The sequence below is a fragment of the Bradyrhizobium sp. 153 genome, assembly GCF_023073835.1.
Classification (GTDB): Bacteria; Pseudomonadota; Alphaproteobacteria; order Rhizobiales; family Xanthobacteraceae; genus Bradyrhizobium.
Window position 1 is genome coordinate 25,415 of the sequence record NZ_JADPKH010000017.1, and the last position, 19,626, is coordinate 45,040.

Sequence of the window (19,626 nt, forward strand, 5' to 3'; positions counted from 1 at the left end):
CAATAAGAAGGATTTTGCCATGATCTCACTCGCCGACCTCCAGCGCCGCATCGAAGCGGGGGAGCTGTCGCCCGATTCCGCGATCGCGCAATCGCATTCGGCGATCGAGGCCAAGGAGAAGGACGTCCGCGCCTTCGTTCGCCACGACAAGGCTGCGAAGGCGCAAAGCGCCGGTCCGCTGCGCGGCATCGCGGTCGGGATCAAGGACATCATCGATACCGCCGATTTCCCGACCGAGATGGGCTCGGAGATCTATCGCGGGTGGCAGCCGCGCTCGGATGCGCCCGTCGTGATGATGCTGAAGCGGGCCGGGGCCACCATCATCGGCAAAACCACGACCACGGCGTTCGCCTCGCGCGATCCCACCCCGACGCGCAATCCGCATAATCTCGGCCATTCGCCGGGCGGCTCATCCTCCGGTTCGGCGGCAGCCGTCGGCGCCGGCATGATCCCGCTGGCGCTGGGCACCCAGACCGGTGGCTCGGTGATCCGTCCCGCCGCCTATTGCGGGACCGCTGCGATCAAGCCGTCGTTCCGCATGCTGCCGACGGTCGGTGTGAAGTGCTACTCGTGGGCACTGGATACCGTCGGCCTGTTCGGCGCGCGCGTGGAAGATCTCGCGCGCGGGCTGTTGGCGATGACCGGGCGCGGCGAATTCTCCGGCATTGCCGCCGCGACGTCGCCGCGCATCGGCGTGGTCAGGCAGGAATTCGCCGGCGCAGTGGAGCCGGCGGCCGAAGAGGGGCTGCAAGCCGCGATCAAGACGGCGACGCGCGCCGGCGCCAGCGTCCAGACCATCGATCTGCCCGAAGCGGTGCAGGAGGCCTGGCGCATCCATCCGATCATTCAGGATTTCGAGGCGCATCGCGCGCTGGCCTGGGAGTTTTCCGAACGCCACGACGAGATCGCGCCGATGCTGCGTGCCAGTCTCGATGCGACGGTTGGCCTGACGCCGAAGGACTATGACGAAGCGCGGCGGATCAGCCGCCGCGGCCGCCGTGAACTCGGCGAGCTGTTCGAAGGCGTCGACGTGCTCCTGACCTATTCCGCGCCGGGCACCGCGCCCGCCAAGGAGCTCGCGACCACGGGCGATCCCCGTTACAACAGGCTCTGGACCCTGATGGGCAATCCTTGCGTCAATGTGCCGGTGCTGAAGGTCGGCGGCCTGCCGATCGGCGTGCAGGTGATCGCGCGTTTCGGCAACGATCCGCGCGCACTTGCGGCGGCCTGGTTCCTGGAGGAGGCGCTGGCGAAATCAGGCTAGCGCAGGTTCGGGGGCAGCAATGCGATGGCCGGATGCAGCCGGCGCTGCGCTGTTATCTGCACCTTGCTTCAGCCAGCGCTCGGCGGCCTCGCGGCCGCTCCGGTGCAGCAGGCGAATGAAGCCGCGGCCGAGATCGGTGGATGAGCGCTGCGCCAGCCCGTCAACGGAATCTTCTGCCGCGATCCTGGTGAGCCGCAGCGACGGCGCGGCTTGCGACTGCGCCCATTCGATCGCGGCGATCTCGGCATTGAGGGCGGCGTTGGCCGCGATCTGGTCGAGCCGGCGGTCGATCGCGGCGAGTGTGATCGGTACGTAGCTGTCGCGCGCCGGCGTGACCTGGACGAGCAGCACATCGGCGGTCGTCGCGTCCTGCGCCAGGCGCAGCAGCGGCGGGTTGCCGCCAAGGCCGCCGTCCCAATAGGCTTCGCCGTCGATCTCGACGGCGCAGTGGACGAGCGGCGGGCAGGTCGAGGCCAGCGCGACGTCGGTGGTGATTGCCTCGTTGCGGAAGATCTGCTGCTGGCCGTCGCGGATCCGCGTCGCTGCGATCAGAAGCTTCGGGCAGTTCGGATGGCGCAGAGCGGCGAAATCGATGTCGCGCGACAGCGCCTGCCGCAGCGGATCGAGATCGAACGGATCAAAGTGACCGGAGCGCAGCGTCGGCCCGAACGCGACCGAGCTTCCCGCCGGCGAGAAGCCGCCGACCAGCATCAGTGCGCGGAACGAAGCTTCGTGCATCAGCCGGAGCCAGAACCGATTCAGCCGGGCGCGGGCGCCTTCGCGGCCACCTTCGGCAAAGCCGGAGCCGAGCAGCAGCGCGTTAATGGCGCCGGCGCTGGCGCCGCTGATGGTATCGATCGCGATGTCAGGCTCTTCCAGCAGCCGCTCGAGCACGCCCCAGGTGAAGGCCGCAAAAGTGCCGCCGCCCTGCAGCGCCAGCGAGAGTTTTCGCGGCGGCCATTGGGCGGAATGTGCACGCGCGGTGACGACCGGTAGAGTCTTCCTCACCACGATATCGAGTGGAGCGTCGGCTTTCGCGAGGGGCTCAGGCTGCGGCGCCTGCGATGAAATGGGCGCAGGCGTGTCGACAGGCGGCGAGGGCGCATCGGACCAGATATTGGTCATCGAAAGCAGTCGGCTCGCTGCGGTGCCGGAAGCACCCCGCGAACCAACCCCGTCATGCGCGCCGACAATCTTCTCGCTCATTCTGAGCAACCGCCATCATTTCCACTGTCGGGATGACAGGCTGTCAGGATGACAGGCTCGGGACCCGCTTGCCAATACAACCGTGATTCGGCCGCAAGTTGCGAACAGGATTTTGGCATATAATGCAGAAGGGCCGTTTCGGTATCCGTAGATGCCCGGCTTTGGATTCTTGTTCTGACGCGTTTTCTTGACGCGAACCGGCATCCACTTCGGCTCTAGGCCTTCTCGCCGATCCGGCTTTCCTTGCCCGCTTGCAAGCGCTTGATGTTCTCGCGGTGCGCGTAGAACAGCAGCAGCGTCAGCACTGCTGACAAAGCAGACAATGCCAGGTGCCCGAACCACCACAGGAACATCGGCGTGATGAACGCCGCCACCAGCGCCGACAGCGAGGAATAGCGGGTGGTGAAGGCGGTCGCCAGCCAGAGCAGGCAGAACACGACGGCGCCAGGCCAGAACAGGCCGAGCAGGATGCCGATGTAGACGGCCACGCCCTTGCCGCCTTTGAACTTGAGCCAGACCGGGAAGAGATGGCCGAGGAACGCGCCGAGCCCGGCCACCATGGCGGCATTGGGACCTGCGAGGTAGCCGGCGATCACCACGGCCACGGTGCCCTTGAGCGCGTCGAACAGCAGGGTGCCCGCGGCAAGGCTCTTGCGTCCCGTGCGCAGCACATTGGTGGCGCCGATGCTGCCTGAGCCGATCGAGCGGATATCCTGCGTGCCCGCGAGCTTGGTGAGAATCAGCCCGAACGGGATTGAGCCGAGGAGATAGCCGATGACGAAGGCCACCGGCAGGAATGCTTCAAGCCCCATGGCGGCATCTCCAAAGACTGGGTCTCCGTGCCGAACGATCACCCATGTCCGACATACTCGTAGACCGTCCGACCGCCGACAATGGTGCGCACGACGCGGCCTGTAAAGCGGGCCTCATCAAACGGGGTATTCTTACAGGGCGATTTCAGGTCGGCCGGATCGACCACCCACGGCGTATCGGGGTCGATCACAATGACGTCCGCCGGGCTGCCGACGCGCAACGTTCCGCCTGGTAGCCCGAGCAGCTCGGCCGGCCGCGTCGACATTGCGCGGATCAGCGTCTTCAGTTCCATCTCGCCATTATGCACGAGGCGGAGGCCCGCCGGCAGCATGGTCTCGAGCCCGACGGCGCCGGGGGCGGCTTCCGCGAACGGCAAGCGCTTGACCTCGACGTCCTGCGGATTGTGGTCGGACATGATGACGTCGAGAAGCCCGGAGGCGAGCGCCGCCACGACCGCGCGGCGGTCGTCCTCGGTCCGGAGGGGCGGCGACAGTTTCAGGAACGAACGGTAGGGCCCGATGTCGTTCTCGTTCAGCGCCAGATGATTGATCGAGACCGAGGCGCTGACGGCGAGCCCGGCGTCGCGGGCGCGCTCGAGGATCTCCAGGGAGTCAATGCAGGTCAGCGACGCCGCGTGGTAGCGGCCGCCGGTGAGTGCAACGAGTCGTAAGTCGCGCTCCAGCATGACGGCTTCGGCGGCATTCGGGATGCCCATCAGGCCGAGCCGGGTCGCGAACTCGCCCTCGTTCATCACGCCTTCGCCCACGAGGTTGGGATCCTCGGTGTGATGCACGATCAGCGCGTCGAAGTCGCGGGCGTAGGTCAGCGCGCGTCGCATCACCTGGGCGTTGGTCACGCTTCGGTCGCCGTCGCTGAAGGCGACCGCGCCGGCGGCCTTCAAGAGGCCGAACTCGGTCATCTCCTCGCCGAGCATGCCCTTGGTCAGCGCCGCCATCGGCTGGATATTGACGATCGCGGTGTCGCGGGCTCTGCGCATCACGAAGTCCACCGTCGCCGAATTGTCGATGACCGGCGAGGTGGCGGGCTGGCAGATGATGGTGGTGATGCCGCCGGTCGCGGCGGCCTGGCTCGCCGAGGCAAAGGTCTCGCGGTGGCTGAGACCGGGCTCGCCGACGAAGGCGCGCAAGTCGATCAGGCCTGGCGCGACGATCTTGCCGGAGCAGTTGATGATGTCGGTGCCTTCAGGCACGCCGGCTGCGCCAATGCCGCGGCGGGTCTCGCGGATGGTGCCGTCGGCAATGAGGACGTCCCCGATGCCGTCGAAATCCCTAGAGGGGTCGACGACGCGGGCGTTGGCGAGCAGGATGGGGCGGCGGTCGGTCAGCATCGGCATCACGCGTTCGGCAGGTTGCGGGCGAGCGCTTCCAGCACGGCCATGCGCACGGCGACGCCCATCTCCACCTGTTCGCGGATCAGGGACTGGGCGCCGTCGGCCACGATCGAGTCGATCTCCACGCCGCGGTTCATGGGACCGGGATGCATCACCAATGCATCCGGCTTGGCGTAGGCGAGCTTCTTCTGGTCGAGCCCGAAGTAGTGGAAATATTCCGATGACGAGGGCACGAACGAGCCGTTCATGCGCTCGCGCTGGAGCCGCAGCATCATGACGATGTCGGCGCCTTCCAGGCCCTCGCGCATGTCGCGCGCGACCTCGACTCCCATCCGCTCGATGCCGGGCGGCAGCAGCGTGGAAGGGCCGACGACGCGGACGCGGGCGCCCATGGTGTTGAGCAGGATGATGTTGGAGCGGGCGACGCGCGAATGCAGCACGTCGCCGCAGATCGCGACCACGAGGCCTTCGATCCGCCCCTTGTTGCGCCGGATGGTGAGCGCGTCGAGCAGCGCTTGGGTCGGGTGCTCATGCGCGCCGTCGCCGGCATTGATCACGGAACCGTCGACCTTGCGCGCGAGCAGTTCCACCGCGCCCGAGGCGTGATGGCGCACCACCAGGATGTCCGGGTGCATCGCGTTCAAAGTCACCGCGGTGTCGATCAGGGTTTCGCCCTTGCGGATCGAGGACGAGGACACCGACATGTTCATGACGTCGGCGCCTAAGCGCTTGCCGGCTAGCTCGAACGAGGACTGGGTTCGGGTGGAAGCCTCGAAGAAGAGGTTCACCTGCGTCCGTCCACGTAGGACGGTGCGCTTCTTGTCAACCTGGCGGTTGAGCTCGACATATTCTTCGGACAGGTCGAGGAGGCCGGTAATGTCGGCCGCGGAAAGGCCCTCAATGCCCAGCAAATGCCGGTGGCCGAGGACGAAGGTCGATTTCGATGTCATTAAAAGCAGAGCTATAGGGGGCGACGGCGGGGGGAGCAAGGGGCAAAGATGGGGAAGTGAGTTATCCCCTGATCTGTCACCCGCTCAGTCATTCCGGGATGGCGCGTAAGCGCCAGATCCGGAATCTCGAGATTCCGGGTTCGGCTCTTCGAGCCGCCCCGGAATGACGAAGGATGGGACGGCATCGTGAAACCACTTCTTGGTGCACTTATATCGATCATCATGAGCTCATCCGCCCGCGCCCAATCGCTGCCCGGCGGCTTCGTGTACCTGCGCGACGTCGACCCCCGCATCATCCAGGACATCCGCTATGCCACCTCGAACAATTTCGTCGGCCGGCCGCTCGCCGGGTATGGCGCCGGCGAATGCGTGGTGAAGCGCGAGGTCGGGTTGCGGCTGAAGGCGGTTCAGGAGGAACTGGCCGCGCAAAATCTCTCGCTCAAGATGTTCGACTGCTACCGGCCGGCACGGGCCTCGCTCGACATGGTGAAGTGGTCGCAGAACGGCCCCGAGCGCGCCGCCGGGCGGCGCTACAATCCGAAGATTCCCAAGACCGAGCTATTTCGGCTCGGCTACATCGCGAGCCGCTCGCAGCATTCGACCGGGGCGGCACTCGATCTCACTTTGGTCGATCTCAAGGCCGACAATTCCGCCAAATACGACCCATCAAAGGCCTATGCCGATTGCACGGCGCCAGCCGAGGCGCGGGCGCCGGAGGGCAGCGTCGACATGGGCACTGGTTACGACTGTACCGACGCGAAGGGGCATACTGCGGCACCGTCGATCAATGCGGAGCAGCGCGCCTGGCGCAAGCGGCTGGTGGCTGCGATGGCCAGGCAAGGCTTTGTGAACTATTCGAAGGAGTGGTGGCATTTTTCGCTGCCGGGGGCGGGTGGGGCGGCCTATGATTTCCCGATCAAGCCGCGGCGGAACTAAGGTCCGGTTCGAGGAGGCGCATATGACCCGGCCGAGCTTTGCGACCCACGAGGTCTTCAACCAGTCGCCGCCGTTCGAGGACGTCGACCTGTTCGCGGCCGACCGTCCGCTGGTCGATGCGGTGAGGGCCAATGGCGGCGCGGCGGCGGAACGGGAGCTGTCGGAGTTCGGCAGGCACTGGGGCTCGGCCGCGATGGCCGATCGCGGACGCGTCGCGAACGAGAACACGCCGAAGCTGCGCAGCTTCGATGCCAAGGGCAATCGCCGCGACCAGGTCGAGTTTCATCCGGCCTATCACGAGCTGATGGCGCACAGCGCGCATGCGGGCGTGCACAATTCGACGTGGACGGCGGATGGAAAGCCCGCTGGCGATGCGGCGGAGGTCATCCGCGCCGCAAAATTCTATATCGCCGCCCAGGTCGAGACCGGTCATCTCTGCCCGATCACGATGACACGAGCCTCTGTGGCCGCGCTGGCGATGCAGCCCGATCTGCTCGCGCGCGTGATGCCGGTGCTGTCAACGAGGAGTTATGATCCCAGCTTCGTACCGTGGTGGCAAAAGCGCGGCATGACGCTCGGCATGGGCATGACCGAGAAGCAGGGCGGCACCGACGTGCGCGCCAACATGACGCGCGCCGTACGCGACGGGGATGCCTATCGCATCACCGGCCACAAATGGTTCATGTCAGCGCCGATGTGCGATGCGTTCCTGGTACTGGCGCAGGCAGACGCGGGCCTAACCTGCTTCTTCATGCCGCGCTTTGCGCCGGACGGCTCGGTGAACGCGATCCAGTTCCAGCGGCTGAAGGACAAGCTCGGCAACCGCTCCAACGCCTCCTCCGAGGTCGAGTTCGTCGGTGCCTATGCAGAAAGGGTCGGCGAGGAGGGCAAGGGCATCCGCACCATCATCCAGATGGTGCAGCTGACGCGCCAGGATTGCGCGATCGCCTCTGTCGGCCTGATGCGTTCGGGGCTCGCGCATGCGCTGCATCACGCCCGTCACCGCAGCGTGTTCCAGAAGCATCTCGCCGATCAGCCCTTGATGCAGGCCGTGCTGTCAGACATGGCGCTGCATGTCGAGGCGAGCACCGCCCTGGTGATGCGGCTCTGCCGCGCCTTCGACCGCACGCCGCACGCTGCGGCGGAGGCCGCCTATATGCGGCTGCTGACGCCCGCGATCAAATATTGGACCTGCAAGAGCGCGCCGCCGTTCCTCTACGAGGCGATGGAGTGCCTCGGCGGCAACGGGTATGTCGAGGACGGCATTTTGGCGCGTCATTATCGCGAGTCTCCGGTCAACGCGATCTGGGAAGGCTCGGGCAACGTCATGTGCCTCGACGTGCTCCGCGCGCTCTCGCGCGAGCCGGAGGCGGCGATGGCCGTGCTGCAATCGCTTGCGGCCGAAACAAAAGGACTGCCCGGAGCGGGTGAGGCCGCCGCGTTCATCGGCAAGACCTTTCGCCGTGCCGACGGCGAGCGCGTCGCGCGGCTGCCAGTCGAGAAGCTGGCATTGCTCGCCGCGGCTGCGGCGCTGGGTGGCGTGTCACCGCGCAATGCCGAATTGTTCGCCGCAACGCGCCTTGCTGCCAATCACGCCAGCATGTACGGCGCCGTGGAGTTGGAGAGCGCCGACGTGTGCGCGCTGCTGGAGCGAGCGCTGCCGTGAGTCTCCCAAACGAAAGCCTTTTGATGGATTCCCTCAATCCCGACCATCCGCCGCTCACCATGACGCCTGCGACGCCGCGGGTCTGGATGTTCTGGAGCACCGCACTGTGGGGTCTCCTCATCTTCCTCGCGATGTTCGTCGGGCAGATCGGCGCGATCGTTCTGCTGGTAGCGCAGCGTGGTCTGCCCATGGATCTCGCCTCGCTGCAAGTCGTCGGCCATGAGCCCCAGGCGCTTGCGCTGTCAGTGGCCATGGGCCTGCCGTCGACGCTGGCCGTGGTCTGGCTTGCCATTCGCATCAAGAAGGCGTCCTTCGTGGATTATCTCGCGCTGCATTGGCCGTCCTGGAAGCAGCTGCTGTTCGGCGCGGTCGGCCTGGTCCTGATCGTGTTGGCCTGGGAGACAATGTCGCGCGCGCTCGGCCGCGAGGCGACGCCGGGCTTCATGACAGATTTGTTGAAATCAGGTCGCGACAAGGGCGCCGCAATGGTGCTGCTGTTTGCCTTCAGTGTGGCGGCGCCCATGTCGGAAGAAGTGTTGGCGCGGGGCTTCCTCTATCGCGGCTGGTCTGCGAGCTTCTTGCGCGTGCCCGGCGCGATCATCCTGTCGTCGCTGGTGTGGACAATCGTGCACCTGCAATACGACATGTATTTTCTCGCCGAGGTTTTCACCATCGGCCTGTGGTTTGGCTACATGCGCTACCGTGCCAATTCGCTCTGGCTCACGGTCGTGTTGCATGCGCTCAACAATCTGACCGCAGTGGTGCTGACGATGTGGTTGGCAAGTTAGGCGGCCAGCGCGATCGCGACCGGCATCGTGATGGCCGCAAAAATCGTTTGCAGCGTGATGATCTGCGCCAGCAGCGGCGCGTCGCCGCCCATCTGGCGGGCCAAGACATAGGCGCTGGGCGAGGTCGGCACCGCCGCGCAGATCGCGACGATCGCGAGGCTGTCGCCGGAGAGCCCGAACCAGGCGCCGAGCCCCAGCGCGAGCGCGGGCATCAGCGCGAGCTTGAAAACGACGCCGGTGGCCGCGCCGAGGCTCGGGCGCAAGAGACCTTCGAGATGCAGGCCGGCACCGGTGACCAGCAGGCCGATCGCCAGCGAGGAGCGGCTCAGCGCATCCGCCACCTCGTGCCAGAGTTTCGGCAGCGGCAGGTGCGTCAGATTGACGGCAAGGCCGATCACGCAGGCCCAGATCAGGGGATTACGAACCACCGTCATGACGATGGCGCGTGCGGACTGCTTTTCGGGGGCGGCGTAATGGGCGAGCACCACGACGCTCAACACGTTGACCAGGGGAATGATCGCGACCATCGCTACGGAGGCGAGCGCCAGCCCGACGTCGCCGAACATATTGGCTGCGACCGACAGTCCGACGAAGGTCTGCCAGCGCGTTGCGCCCTGAAAAATCGAGGTGAAGGCGGGGCCGTCGATGCCGAGCCGGGTAAGGGCGGGGCGCAGTGCAAGGCACAAGAGTGACATCGCGAGCGCTGACAGCAGCAGCGCGCCGCCGACCCCGGCGACCGGTACCTTGGAGAGGTCCGCCTTCACCAGCGTCTGGATCAGCAGCATCGGAAACAGCACGAAGTAGGTCAGCCGCTCCAACCCTTGCCACTGCGCATCGAGCCGCATCAGGCTGCGCTTCAGCACGACACCGAGCACGATGAGGATGAAGACCGGCAGCAGCGCCGCGATCACGACGGCCATGAATCAGTCCGTCCCCGGGCCAGCGCGAAGATTGGCAAGGCGGTCGAGCGCGCCTTGCAGGATGAAGATCGCCGCGTGCTCGTCGATCACCTCGGCGCGCTTGGCGCGGCTGACGTCCATGCCGATCAGCTCGCGCTCGACTGCCGCCGTCGAGAGGCGCTCGTCCCAGAGGCCGATGGGGAGCGCGGTCAGGCCGGCAAGATTGCGGGCGAAGGCACGGGTGGATTGCGCGCGCGGGCCCTCGCTGCCGTCCATGTTGATGGGCAGGCCGAGCACGAAACCGGCTGCCCTGCGTTCAGCCGCGATGGCGAGCAGCCGGGCGGCATCCTGCTTGAACGCCTTGCGCTGGATCGTCTCGACGCCGGTAGCCAACCGCCGGTCGGGATCGGACACGGCAACGCCGATGGTTTTCGTGCCTAAGTCAAGCCCGACCAGCGCGCCGCGCGCGGGCCAGTGTGTTGCAGCATCGACGAGAGGCAGGATAAGAGCCGGCATGGCTTAGCGCATATCACGCGTCGCGCTGCGGAGTGAACCCTGGACATGGATGCAGTGACACTATTCGGCTTGCCGTGACGGCGATGCTGGTCTGCTATGCATTGGAAGACCGCAGCCATTGGTTCGTGCCGCTGTTCGCGGCGTGCTGCGCACTCGGCTCGGCCTATGGCTTCTTGCAGGGCGCTTGGCCGTTCGGGCTCGTCGAGGCGATCTGGACTCTCGTGGCGCTGCGGCGGTGGCACCGGAAGGGCCAGCGACGGAGGCTCGTCTTCGGACCCACCCGAAGAGAGCCTTTCTAAATCGCCCGGGCCGCGAAACCGACGCGGCGTTCGGGTGAGGGTAGCGGTGCGCTCTACAGAGACGCTGAAGGACCCTCACCCGGCTTCGGCCAAAACGCGAGGAGATTAGGATGAATTGCCATCGCGCTTTGGGTTTTTGTTGAGCATGATCTCTTCGGAAAACCGCCGCAACTTTTCCGGATCATGCTCTAGGCCCGTTACAGGCGTCAGCGGATCGCGATCGGATTGATCATCGCCTGTACGCCGCCGGTCCAGCGCGGCTGGCCAAGTACGAACAGGAATTCGTAGCCCTTGTCCCGGGCAAGCGCAGCCGTGTCCATGTTCTCCAGGATGTAGGTCCCGTTCATCGCGAGCAGGATCTGGTGTACCTCAAACACGTTCTTGGATTCGAACGGCAGCACCTCGAGACCCCAGGTGTCGGCGCCAACCGCGACGACGCCCTTGCCGGTCAGGTACTTCGCACCCTCGACACCGAGGCCGGGCTCGGCGGCCGAATAGCGTTTATCGTCCTTGCCGATCAGGCTGAGCCAGCCGGTGTGGAAGATGACGACGTCGCCCTGACGGATTTCGACGTTCTGCTGCTTGGCGGCCTCCTCGATCTCCTTGACGTTGAAGGCGGTGCCTTCCTTCACCACGTCGGTCTTGAAATAAGCGGCCATGTCGAGCAGGACGCCACGGGTGACCATCGGCGGCACCTTCTCGATGCCGAGCTTCTTCAACCCGTTAGGATCGGCGAAATCGGCGAGCTTGTTGCCGTTGTAAGACGTGCTCGATGCCGAGATGGCCGAGCCCGTCGAGCTGGCTGCCGATGCCGACCCAGGTGTCGAGGATGTCGTCGTTATAGGTCGCCTTGTTAGGACCGAGACCCGGGCTGCCGGCTTGTCCGGGCTGCACAATGGTCAGCTTGAACGCGCGCGGCGGATAGGCTGGTGTCTGCGGCGTGACGGGAATGCCGAGGGCATAGGTCTTGCCGGTCTTCACCAGTGAGGCGGCTTTCACCACGAGTTCGGGTGTCATGTAGTTGGCGGCGCCGATCTCGTCGTTCGGACCCCATTTTGATTTGGTCCAGTCCTGTGCACTTGCAGTTCCTGTTATCGCCGACAACGCAGCGACACAGCACAACACGAGGGTATTGCGCATTGATAGTCCTCCCGATGTTTTGGCTTCGTTATGGTTTCGCGCCGGCCAGTGACGCATCGTAACGCAGAACAGTCGGACGCTTCAAACTTTTCGACGTATTGCGCTGCGACGGCCGAGCACGGCATCCGCAGGGCACGACGAATTCAGGTGCGACAGAGTTGTGACAGCGAATTTCGCGCGGTGGAACGAATTGCGCCGCGTCAGGCCGCGATGACGTCGTCATCCTTCGTCAGGCACGCGGCAAAACCGGAGAGCGCGCTGGTTTGGTGTCCGGCGCAGCGCTGGATGAAAAGCGTTTCGGCGCGGGCGTGCGAGGCGCCCAGCGCGTGGATCGACACGCTTCCGTTCATCGCGCTGCGTTCGACCACAATGCGCGGCAGCAGCGTCACGCCCATGTCGGCAGCGACGCAGCCGATCATGCCATCCAGCGTGCCGAGCTCGAAGCGCGCCGCCGACGGCCAGCCGAACTCGACGAACACCTGCTCGAGCCGTTGGCGGTAGGTGCAGCCGGTGCGGAACACCAGCGCCGTCGGGCCGGGCTCCGGCGTGCCGGCGCGCAGCTCGGCCAACGAAGCCCAGCGCCGCGCGCTGACCAGCACCAGCTCTTCGCGGAAGGCGCTCGTCGCAATGAGCTCGGCATGCGCGATGGGACCCGCGACGAAGGCGCCGTCGAGCGAGCCGTCGAGCACGGCGGCGACGAGGTCTGCGGTCGGCGCGGTGCGCAGAGAAAGGCGCACGGCAGGAAAACGGCGGTGGAAATCCGCCAGCACGGGCGGCAGCCGCACGGCCGCGGTGGTCTCCATCGATCCAATCGCGAGCGGTCCCTTCGGCTCACCGTCATCTTGCGCGGCGAGCACGGCTTCACGCGAGAGCGCCGCCATTTTTTGCGCATAGGGCAGGAGGCGTTTGCCGGCACCGGTCAGCGTCATGCCGCGGCTGTGACGTTCGAACAGCGGCGTGCCGATCTCGGCTTCCAGCGCCTTGACGCGCTGCGTGACGTTGGACTGCACGGTATTGAGCTCTTCGGCGGCGCGCGTGATGCCGCCGGTACGGGCGACCACGGCAAAGGTCTGGAGATCACTGAGTTCCATGGCATCGTTCCGCATTTGAGATGGCAGCGTTCTCTAGAATTCAATTTTAGAGAATGCTATTCGCGGCTAGTGTTCCTGTCCAGAGTGGGAGGACGCATGCCGATCGCCACGCCACTGACCGAGCTTCTGGGGATCAAGCATCCCATTCTGTCGGCTCCCATGGACACCATTGCAGGCAGCCGGTTGATCCGTGCCGTCAGCGGTGCCGGCGGCTTCGGAATCTTGGGTGGTGGCTACGGCGACCGGGCCCGGCTGGAGGCCGAAACCAAGGAGCTGAAGGGTCTTGCGCCGTTCGGTGTCGGCTTCATCACCTGGAGCCTGGCAAAACAGCCGGAGCTCCTCGACATTGCGTTGGACGCCCAGCCGCAGGCCATCATGCTGTCGTTTGGCGATCCCGCGCCGTTCGCGCCGCGCATCAAGGCGGGCGGCGCGCGATTGATCTGCCAGGTGCAGAGTGAGGACATGGCGAAGCAGGCGCTCGATGCTGGCGCGGACATCCTGATCGCACAGGGTACCGAGGCTGGCGGCCATGGCGCATCGCGCACTACGATCGACATCGTGCCTGCGATCGTCGATCTCGCGGCAGGGCGCGTGCCGGTCGTTGCGGCCGGCGGTATCGCGGATGGCCGGGGTCTCGCTGCAATGTTGATGCTGGGCGCATCCGGCGTGCTGATCGGCACGCGCTTTTATGCGAGCGTGGAGGCCAATGGCGCGGAGGAAGCGAAGCGGCGCATTCGTGACGCCGACAGCAATAATACCGTGCGCGGCGTCGTCTTCGACTGGTCGCGAAATCTGTTCTGGCCGGCGCCGTTCACCGCGCGCTCGCTGGTCAATGATCACATCAAGCGCTGGACCGGCCGCGAGATCGAGTTGATGCAGCGCGCAAGCGAGGTCGCCGTGGAGTATGCTGCGGCGAAGGCCGCGGGCAATTTCGAGATCGCGGCGGTTTTTGCCGGCGAGGCGGTCGGACTGATCCATGACATTCCGTCCGCCGCGGAGATCGTCGAGCGGATTGCGCTTGAGGCGGAGCAGTTGCTGGAGGGCCGGCGGAATTCGATAGTCGCGGCGCAGAATTCTTCACCCTCCCCCTCCAGGGGAGGGTAAGCAAAAACGAGAAAGAGACACACCATGTGGCCTGACCGTCGACTGATCGATCTCTTCAAGATCGAATTCCCGATCGTGCTAGCGCCGATGGCGGGCGTGATGGATACAGAGCTGGTGATTGCGGCCGCGCGGGGCGGGGCGCTGGGGTCGCTGCCTTGCGCGATGATCTCGCCGGAGAAGGCGCGCGAGCAGGTTGGTCTCATCCGCCAGAGCGTGAAGGCGCCGGTCAATCTGAACTTTTTCTGCCACACGCCGGTCGAACTCACGACCGAGGCCGAGGCACGCTGGAAGCAGCGGCTCGCGGGCTATTACACCGAGCACGGTCTTGATCCGGCGGCGCCGATCGCTGCGGCGAACCGTGCGCCGTTCGACGCGGCCTTCTGTGAGGTCGTCGAGGAGCTGAAGCCGGAAGTCGTCAGCTTTCACTTCGGCTTGCCGGAGCAAACTCTGCTCAAGCGTGTGAAGGCAGCCGGCTGCCTCGTGATCTCATCGGCCACCACGGTGAAGGAAGCGGTCTGGCTCGAGCAGCGCGGCGTCGACGCCATCATCGCGCAAGGCGCGGAGGCGGGCGGTCATCGCGGCATGTTCCTGACCGACAAGATCGCGGAGCAGCCCGGCACCTTTGCGCTGGTGCCGCAGGTCGTCGATGCCGTGAAGGTGCCGGTGATCGCCTGCGGCGGTATTGCGGATGGGCGCGGCATTGCCGCGGCCTTTGCGCTCGGTGCATCCGGTGTGCAGATCGGCAGCGCCTATCTGCGCTGTCCTGAATCCAAGGTCACGGCGGGAGGCCGCAAGGCCCTCGCCGAGGCGGGCGACGAATCCACTGTCATCACCAATGTCATGACCGGTCGTCCGGCGCGCGGTGTCCAGAACCGGCTGATGCGCGAGGCTGGCCCGATCTCGCCGGATGCACCTCCCTTTCCCCATGCTGCGACCGCGCTCGGGCCCCTGAAAGCGGCTGCCGAAAAGCAGGGGAGGGTGGATTTCACCAATCTCTGGGCTGGGCAGGCCGTGGCCCTCGGCCGGGACGTCCCCGCGGCCGAATTGACCCGCGATCTCGCCAAATCGGCGCTAGCTCGCATGAAAGCGCTCGCTGGATAGGTGGGAAGCGCCGGTTGCGGCGCAAAACCGGCCTCTGCTATACGGCACATAGGTTTTGCCGTGAGAGGCCTTATATAATGTCCGTCGACGCCACGACCGTCCGCCGCATCGCGCATCTGGCGCGCATTGCGGTTTCCGAGGACGAGGTTCCGCATTTGCAGGGCGAACTCAACGCCATGCTCGCCTTCGTCGAGCAGCTCTCGGAGGTCAATGTCGAGGGCGTGGAGCCGATGACCTCGGTCACGCCGATGCAGATGAAGAAACGGCAGGACGTCGTCACGGACGGCGGGATCGCCGATGATATCGTTGCCAACGCGCCCGCGACCGAAGGTCACTTTTTCCAGGTGCCGAAGGTCGTCGAGTAACTTTTAGGACGTGGTCCGATGTGTCTGCTTTGCGACGATGAGAAGGCCTATCAGGCCTACATGACCTATCTCGACAAGATGGAGCGGCAGGGCAAGGCTGCCGATCCCGACGTCGCCGTCAATGCCGTGCTCGACGAGATCGAGGCCGCCGCAAAAGCAGCCGCCAAAAAAGACGACCCGGCCAACGACAAGACCCTGTCTCCGTTCTTCTGTAGCCCGATCAATAAATGACCGATTTGACATCGCTGACGCTCGCCGCGGCCCGCAAGGGTCTCGCCGACAAGACTTTCACGTCGCTCGAGCTGACCGATGCGCATCTTTCCGCGATCGAAGCTGCGCGCGTGCTCAATGCCTTCGTCATGGAGACGCCGGACCAGGCGCGCAGCATGGCGCGCGAGGCGGACGCCAGAATCGCCAGGGGCGACGCCGGTCCGCTCGCCGGCATCCCGCTCGGGATCAAGGATCTGTTCGCGACCAAGGGCGTGCGCACCACAGCGTGCTCGAAGATCCTCGACAATTTCGTGCCGACCTACGAATCGACCGTGACGTCGCAGCTCTGGCGCGACGGCGCGGTGTTGCTCGGCAAGCTCAACAATGACGAGTTCGCGATGGGTTCGTCGAACGAGACCTCGTGCTTCGGCCCGGTCGGCAATCCCTGGCGGCGCGACGGTTCGAACGCAACGCTGGTGCCGGGCGGCTCGTCCGGCGGTTCGGCCTCGGCCGTAGCGGCGCTGCTCTGCATGGGCGCGACCGCGACCGACACCGGCGGCTCGATCCGCCAGCCGGCCGCGTTCACCGCGACCGTCGGCATCAAGCCGACCTATGGCCGCTGCTCGCGCTGGGGCATCGTCGCCTTTGCCTCCTCGCTCGACCAGGCCGGCCCGATCGCGCGCAGTGTGCGCGATGCCGCGATGCTGCTGCGCTCGATGGCCGGGCACGATCCGAAGGATACGACCTCGGTCGACATCCCCGTGCCGGACTACGAGGCTGCGATCGGCAAGTCCGTGAAGGGCATGAAGATCGGCATCCCCAGGGAGTATCGTCTCGACGGCATGCCGGCCGAGATCGAGAAACTCTGGAGCGCGGGCGCGGACTGGCTCAGGAGCGCCGGCGCCGAGCTTGTCGAGGTGTCGCTGCCGCACACCAAATATGCGCTGCCGGCCTATTACATCGTGGCGCCGGCAGAGGCGTCCTCCAACCTCGCGCGCTATGACGGTGTGCGCTACGGCCTGCGCGAGCAGGGCAGGAACATCATCGAGCTGTACGAAAACACCCGGGCCGAGGGCTTTGGCGCAGAGGTGAAGCGCCGCGTCATGATCGGCACCTATGTGCTCTCGGCCGGCTATTACGACGCCTATTACCTGCGGGCGCAAAAAGTACGTACGCTGATCAAGAAGGACTTCGAGGACTGCTTCACCAAAGGCGTGGATGCCATCCTGACGCCGGCGACGCCGTCGGCTGCCTTTGGCATCGGCGAGAAGGGCGGCGCCGATCCGGTCGAGATGTACCTCAACGACATCTTCACGGTGACCGTGAACATGGCGGGCCTGCCCGGCATCGCCGTGCCCGCCGGCAAGGACGCGCAGGGCCTGCCGCTCGGCTTGCAACTGATCGGCCGTCCCTTCGACGAAGAGACGCTGTTCTCGCTCGGCGAGGTGATCGAGCAGGCTGCCGGCCGCTTCAGGCCCGCGAGGTGGTGGTGAATGTCGCCGCGTTCATCGCGAGCCTTGACGGCGCGGCGCCTGCGCCGGAATTGAACGCGTCGCTCGCCGGCCTCTGGTGGGCGGCCAAGGGCGACTGGGAGCGCGCACACAGAATAGTCCAGGACGAGAGCAGCCGCGAGGCGGCGTGGGTGCATGCGTATCTGCACCGCGTCGAAGGTGATCTCGGCAATGCTGGCTACTGGTACCGCCAGGCCGGTCAGCCCGCGGCAAAGGATTCATTGGAAGCAGAGTGGGAGCGGATCGCTGCCACGCTGCTTGGGAGCAAGACATGAGCACGGCCACGCACAAGCTTCTCAAGGGCGCCACCGGCGATTGGGAGATGGTCATCGGCATGGAGATCCATGCCCAGGTGATCTCGAACTCAAAACTGTTCTCGGGCGCCTCGACCACATTCGGCGGGGAGCCGAACAGCCACGTGTCGCTGGTCGACGCCGCGATGCCGGGCATGCTGCCCGTCATCAACGAAGAATGCGTCAGGCAGGCTGTCCGGACCGGGCTTGGCCTCAACGCAAAGATCAATCTGCGTTCGGTGTTTGACCGCAAGAACTATTTCTATCCGGACTCGCCGCAAGGCTACCAGATCAGCCAATACAAATCGCCGGTGGTGGGTGAGGGCGAGGTGCTGATCGAGCTCGACGGCGGCCGCAGCGTCACCATCGGCATCGAGCGGCTGCATCTGGAGCAGGATGCAGGCAAATTGCTGCATGACCAGTCGCCAAGCATGTCCTTTGTCGATCTCAACCGCTGCGGCGTGGCGCTGATGGAGATCGTCTCCAAGCCCGACATCCGCGATGCCGAGCAGGCCAAGGCCTATGTGACCAAGCTGCGCTCGATCCTGCGCTATCTCGGCACCTGCGACGGCGACATGGAGAAGGGAAGCTTGCGTGCCGATGTCAACGTCTCGGTACGCCGGCCCGGCGGTCCGCTCGGCACCCGCTGCGAGATCAAGAACATGAACTCGATCAACTTCATCGGTCAGGCGATCGAGTACGAGGCGCGGCGTCAGATCGAGATCTTGGAAGACGGCGGCGCGATCGAGCAGGAGACGCGGCTCTATGACCCCAATAAGGGCGAGACACGCTCGATGCGGTCCAAGGAAGAGGCGCATGACTACCGCTACTTCCCCGATCCCGACCTGCTGCCGCTGGAGTTCAGCCAGGAGTTCGTCGACGATCTGAAGGCGAAGCTGCCCGAGCTGCCGGACAAGAAGAAGATGCGCTTCGTCGCCGACTTCGGCCTGTCGGCCTATGACGCGAGCGTGCTGGTCGCCGAGCGCGAGAGCGCGGTGTTCTACGAGACGGTGCTCGACAAGCTCGCCAACCGCGCGCGCGACGCCAAGATGGCGGCGAACTGGGTGATCAATGAGCTGTTCGGCCGTCTCAACAAGGAAGGCCGGGATATTACGGGCTCTCCCGTCAACGCCGAGCAACTCGCCGCGATCATCGACCTGATCGGCGAGGGCACGATCTCAGGCAAGATCGCCAAGGATCTGTTCGAGATCGTCTGGCAGGAGGGCGGCGACCCCCGCGCGCTGGTGGAAAGCCGCGGCATGAAGCAGGTCACCGACCTCTCGGCGATCGAAAAGGTGGTTGACGACATCATCGCGGCCAATCCCGACAAGGCCGCGCAGGTCAAGGACAAGCCGCAGTCGCTCGGCTGGTTCGTCGGCCAGGTGATGAAGGCGTCGGGCGGCAAGGCCAACCCGCAGAGCGTCAACGACCTGCTCAAGTCCAAGCTCGGCGTCTAGCCTCGCGCATTCGAACGAGGTGACGAGTACGCTTCGTCACCTCGTTGTCGGCTCTCGGTGCGGCGCTCGCGCGCATCCTCGGCGGCAGAACTTCATCGCATCGACAGCGATGCGGCGACCGAATCGCAGGCACGCGATTCGCGCAAAACGGCGGTTTGCACACGATCAGGCGGGCCTTCGTGCCGTTAAGCATGAAAATTTTTTCGTTGCCAAAACTCGCGACTCAGAGTCCGCGAAACGCCTTCGCGCGGCAATCGTGGGATCGAAGAGGCACGTCATCACATCGATCATGCGCGATGCATGTGTGCAGAAAAATACTTTCTGCATAGTGTTTTTCTGCAATCGCATCTGTTGCAGACGCCGACGATGCGCCCACTCTCTGCGATCGCAAGCACATGTAATGCAGTGCGCTTGCGCCGCGCTCGCCAAGCGCACGCGCGTTGCGTCGTCAACACTTCTTTAAGCGAGACGCTGTTTTTTTCTTCGTGTTGGTGTATTCGGGATGAGTGCATTCGATCCCCGAGTGCACGCAGCGATTAAAGCCATCTCACACATCGGAGGGCAACATGGCCAAGAAAGCGAAGAAGGCGAAGAAGGCGAAGAGCGCAGTGAAGAAGACTGCGAAGAAGACCCGCAAGGTCGCGAAGAAGAAGAAGTAACTTCGCT

18 protein-coding genes and 2 pseudogenes are annotated in these 19,626 nt (G+C 65.1%); 12 read left to right on the plus strand and 8 right to left on the minus strand.

All coding sequences use genetic code 11. The features are described 5' to 3' along the window. The first annotated feature begins 19 nt into the window (after window positions 1-19). Window positions 20-1,264 (plus strand): amidase, encoded by a 1,245-nt coding sequence (locus tag IVA91_RS04000; RefSeq protein ID WP_247277016.1) that lies wholly within the window; start codon window positions 20-22, stop codon window positions 1,262-1,264. Here the strand turns inward: IVA91_RS04000 and IVA91_RS04005 are convergent. From IVA91_RS04005 to IVA91_RS04020, 4 genes are all read right to left on the minus strand, one after another. Then, on the minus strand, window positions 1,256-2,470 hold the full coding sequence (locus tag IVA91_RS04005) for a patatin-like phospholipase family protein (protein ID WP_247277017.1): 1,215 nt from the start codon (window positions 2,468-2,470) through the stop codon (window positions 1,256-1,258). The genes IVA91_RS04000 and IVA91_RS04005 overlap by 9 nt on opposite strands. Window positions 2,471-2,685: 215 nt before the next feature. After that, the gene (gene plsY, locus IVA91_RS04010) at window positions 2,686-3,282 is read right to left on the minus strand and encodes a glycerol-3-phosphate 1-O-acyltransferase PlsY (protein WP_247277018.1); all 597 of its coding nucleotides are present in this window, start codon (window positions 3,280-3,282) and stop codon (window positions 2,686-2,688) included. A gap of 38 nt (window positions 3,283-3,320) precedes the next feature. Beyond that, a complete protein-coding gene (locus tag IVA91_RS04015) occupies window positions 3,321-4,631 on the minus strand; it encodes a dihydroorotase (protein WP_247277182.1) in 1,311 nt (436 codons plus the stop codon). Between the two features lie 5 nt (window positions 4,632-4,636). After that, a complete protein-coding gene (locus IVA91_RS04020) occupies window positions 4,637-5,584 on the minus strand; it encodes an aspartate carbamoyltransferase catalytic subunit (protein WP_157334028.1) in 948 nt (315 codons plus the stop codon). Between the two features lie 222 nt (window positions 5,585-5,806). Here IVA91_RS04020 and IVA91_RS04025 point away from each other — a divergent pair, with 222 nt between their 5' ends. The 3 genes from IVA91_RS04025 to IVA91_RS04035 are packed head-to-tail and all read left to right on the plus strand — an operon-like array spanning window position 5,807 to window position 8,974. Then, the gene (locus IVA91_RS04025) at window positions 5,807-6,520 is read left to right on the plus strand and encodes a M15 family metallopeptidase (protein ID WP_247277183.1); all 714 of its coding nucleotides are present in this window, start codon (window positions 5,807-5,809) and stop codon (window positions 6,518-6,520) included. 22 nt (window positions 6,521-6,542) lie between these two features. Continuing rightward, window positions 6,543-8,186 (plus strand): acyl-CoA dehydrogenase family protein, encoded by a 1,644-nt coding sequence (locus IVA91_RS04030; RefSeq protein WP_247277019.1) that lies wholly within the window; start codon window positions 6,543-6,545, stop codon window positions 8,184-8,186. Window positions 8,187-8,209: 23 nt separating this feature from the next. Continuing rightward, the gene (locus tag IVA91_RS04035; RefSeq protein ID WP_247277020.1) at window positions 8,210-8,974 is read left to right on the plus strand and encodes a type II CAAX endopeptidase family protein; all 765 of its coding nucleotides are present in this window, start codon (window positions 8,210-8,212) and stop codon (window positions 8,972-8,974) included. On the opposite strand, the gene IVA91_RS04040 is transcribed toward IVA91_RS04035, so the two are convergent. Together IVA91_RS04040 and ruvX are read right to left on the minus strand one after the other, a co-directional pair. After that, complete coding sequence (locus IVA91_RS04040; protein WP_247277021.1) at window positions 8,971-9,894, minus strand: AEC family transporter; 924 nt, start codon at window positions 9,892-9,894, stop codon at window positions 8,971-8,973. The genes IVA91_RS04035 and IVA91_RS04040 overlap by 4 nt on opposite strands. A gap of 3 nt (window positions 9,895-9,897) precedes the next feature. After that, entirely contained in the window at window positions 9,898-10,389 is a 492-nt protein-coding gene (ruvX, locus tag IVA91_RS04045; protein ID WP_247277022.1) for a Holliday junction resolvase RuvX, read from the minus strand. Between the two features lie 45 nt (window positions 10,390-10,434). Here ruvX and IVA91_RS04050 point away from each other — a divergent pair. Further along, a pseudogene (locus IVA91_RS04050) lies at window positions 10,435-10,688 on the plus strand (hypothetical protein). Window positions 10,689-10,894: 206 nt separating this feature from the next. Here IVA91_RS04050 and IVA91_RS37070 read toward each other — a convergent pair. Both IVA91_RS37070 and IVA91_RS04065 read right to left on the minus strand, forming a co-directional pair. Continuing rightward, a pseudogene (locus tag IVA91_RS37070) lies at window positions 10,895-11,828 on the minus strand (cyclase family protein). 200 nt (window positions 11,829-12,028) lie between these two features. After that, window positions 12,029-12,919: a LysR family transcriptional regulator gene (locus tag IVA91_RS04065; RefSeq protein ID WP_247277025.1), complete on the minus strand. Its 891-nt coding sequence runs from the start codon at window positions 12,917-12,919 to the stop codon at window positions 12,029-12,031. A gap of 96 nt (window positions 12,920-13,015) precedes the next feature. On the opposite strand from IVA91_RS04065, the gene IVA91_RS04070 reads away from it, so the two are divergent. The 7 genes from IVA91_RS04070 (at window position 13,016) to gatB (ending at window position 18,960) form a co-directional block, all read left to right on the plus strand. After that, window positions 13,016-14,023 (plus strand): nitronate monooxygenase, encoded by a 1,008-nt coding sequence (locus IVA91_RS04070; protein WP_247277026.1) that lies wholly within the window; start codon window positions 13,016-13,018, stop codon window positions 14,021-14,023. A gap of 24 nt (window positions 14,024-14,047) precedes the next feature. Beyond that, a complete protein-coding gene (locus IVA91_RS04075; RefSeq protein WP_247277027.1) occupies window positions 14,048-15,124 on the plus strand; it encodes a nitronate monooxygenase family protein in 1,077 nt (358 codons plus the stop codon). A gap of 77 nt (window positions 15,125-15,201) precedes the next feature. Then, window positions 15,202-15,489 carry an Asp-tRNA(Asn)/Glu-tRNA(Gln) amidotransferase subunit GatC gene (gene gatC, locus IVA91_RS04080; RefSeq protein ID WP_247277028.1) on the plus strand — a complete coding sequence of 96 codons (288 nt, stop codon included), beginning with the start codon at window positions 15,202-15,204 and terminating at the stop codon, window positions 15,487-15,489. 18 nt (window positions 15,490-15,507) lie between these two features. Continuing rightward, the gene (locus IVA91_RS04085; protein WP_247277029.1) at window positions 15,508-15,720 is read left to right on the plus strand and encodes a hypothetical protein; all 213 of its coding nucleotides are present in this window, start codon (window positions 15,508-15,510) and stop codon (window positions 15,718-15,720) included. Beyond that, window positions 15,717-17,192 (plus strand): Asp-tRNA(Asn)/Glu-tRNA(Gln) amidotransferase subunit GatA, encoded by a 1,476-nt coding sequence (gene gatA, locus IVA91_RS04090; protein ID WP_247420662.1) that lies wholly within the window; start codon window positions 15,717-15,719, stop codon window positions 17,190-17,192. The genes IVA91_RS04085 and gatA overlap by 4 nt, the downstream gene beginning before the upstream one ends. Further along, window positions 17,183-17,485 carry a hypothetical protein gene (locus tag IVA91_RS04095; protein WP_247277031.1) on the plus strand — a complete coding sequence of 101 codons (303 nt, stop codon included), beginning with the start codon at window positions 17,183-17,185 and terminating at the stop codon, window positions 17,483-17,485. The genes gatA and IVA91_RS04095 overlap by 10 nt, the downstream gene beginning before the upstream one ends. Next, window positions 17,482-18,960, plus strand: a complete 1,479-nt coding sequence (gene gatB / locus IVA91_RS04100; RefSeq protein ID WP_247420665.1) for an Asp-tRNA(Asn)/Glu-tRNA(Gln) amidotransferase subunit GatB — start codon at window positions 17,482-17,484, stop codon at window positions 18,958-18,960. Before IVA91_RS04095 ends, gatB begins: the two co-directional genes overlap by 4 nt. Window positions 18,961-19,626 lie beyond the last annotated feature (666 nt).

Coding starts and splice junctions, on each gene's coding strand:
- IVA91_RS04000 (WP_247277016.1), top strand. CDS start 20: ATGATCTCACTCGCCGACCTCCAGCGCCGCATCGAAGCGGGGGAGCTG.
- IVA91_RS04005 (WP_247277017.1), bottom strand. CDS start 2,470: ATGAGCGAGAAGATTGTCGGCGCGCATGACGGGGTTGGTTCGCGGGGT.
- plsY (WP_247277018.1), bottom strand. CDS start 3,282: ATGGGGCTTGAAGCATTCCTGCCGGTGGCCTTCGTCATCGGCTATCTC.
- IVA91_RS04015 (WP_247277182.1), bottom strand. CDS start 4,631: ATGCTGACCGACCGCCGCCCCATCCTGCTCGCCAACGCCCGCGTCGTC.
- IVA91_RS04020 (WP_157334028.1), bottom strand. CDS start 5,584: ATGACATCGAAATCGACCTTCGTCCTCGGCCACCGGCATTTGCTGGGC.
- IVA91_RS04025 (WP_247277183.1), top strand. CDS start 5,807: ATGAGCTCATCCGCCCGCGCCCAATCGCTGCCCGGCGGCTTCGTGTAC.
- IVA91_RS04030 (WP_247277019.1), top strand. CDS start 6,543: ATGACCCGGCCGAGCTTTGCGACCCACGAGGTCTTCAACCAGTCGCCG.
- IVA91_RS04035 (WP_247277020.1), top strand. CDS start 8,210: ATGGATTCCCTCAATCCCGACCATCCGCCGCTCACCATGACGCCTGCG.
- IVA91_RS04040 (WP_247277021.1), bottom strand. CDS start 9,894: ATGGCCGTCGTGATCGCGGCGCTGCTGCCGGTCTTCATCCTCATCGTG.
- ruvX (WP_247277022.1), bottom strand. CDS start 10,389: ATGCCGGCTCTTATCCTGCCTCTCGTCGATGCTGCAACACACTGGCCC.
- IVA91_RS04065 (WP_247277025.1), bottom strand. CDS start 12,919: ATGGAACTCAGTGATCTCCAGACCTTTGCCGTGGTCGCCCGTACCGGC.
- IVA91_RS04070 (WP_247277026.1), top strand. CDS start 13,016: ATGCCGATCGCCACGCCACTGACCGAGCTTCTGGGGATCAAGCATCCC.
- IVA91_RS04075 (WP_247277027.1), top strand. CDS start 14,048: ATGTGGCCTGACCGTCGACTGATCGATCTCTTCAAGATCGAATTCCCG.
- gatC (WP_247277028.1), top strand. CDS start 15,202: ATGTCCGTCGACGCCACGACCGTCCGCCGCATCGCGCATCTGGCGCGC.
- IVA91_RS04085 (WP_247277029.1), top strand. CDS start 15,508: ATGTGTCTGCTTTGCGACGATGAGAAGGCCTATCAGGCCTACATGACC.
- gatA (WP_247420662.1), top strand. CDS start 15,717: ATGACCGATTTGACATCGCTGACGCTCGCCGCGGCCCGCAAGGGTCTC.
- gatB (WP_247420665.1), top strand. CDS start 17,482: ATGAGCACGGCCACGCACAAGCTTCTCAAGGGCGCCACCGGCGATTGG.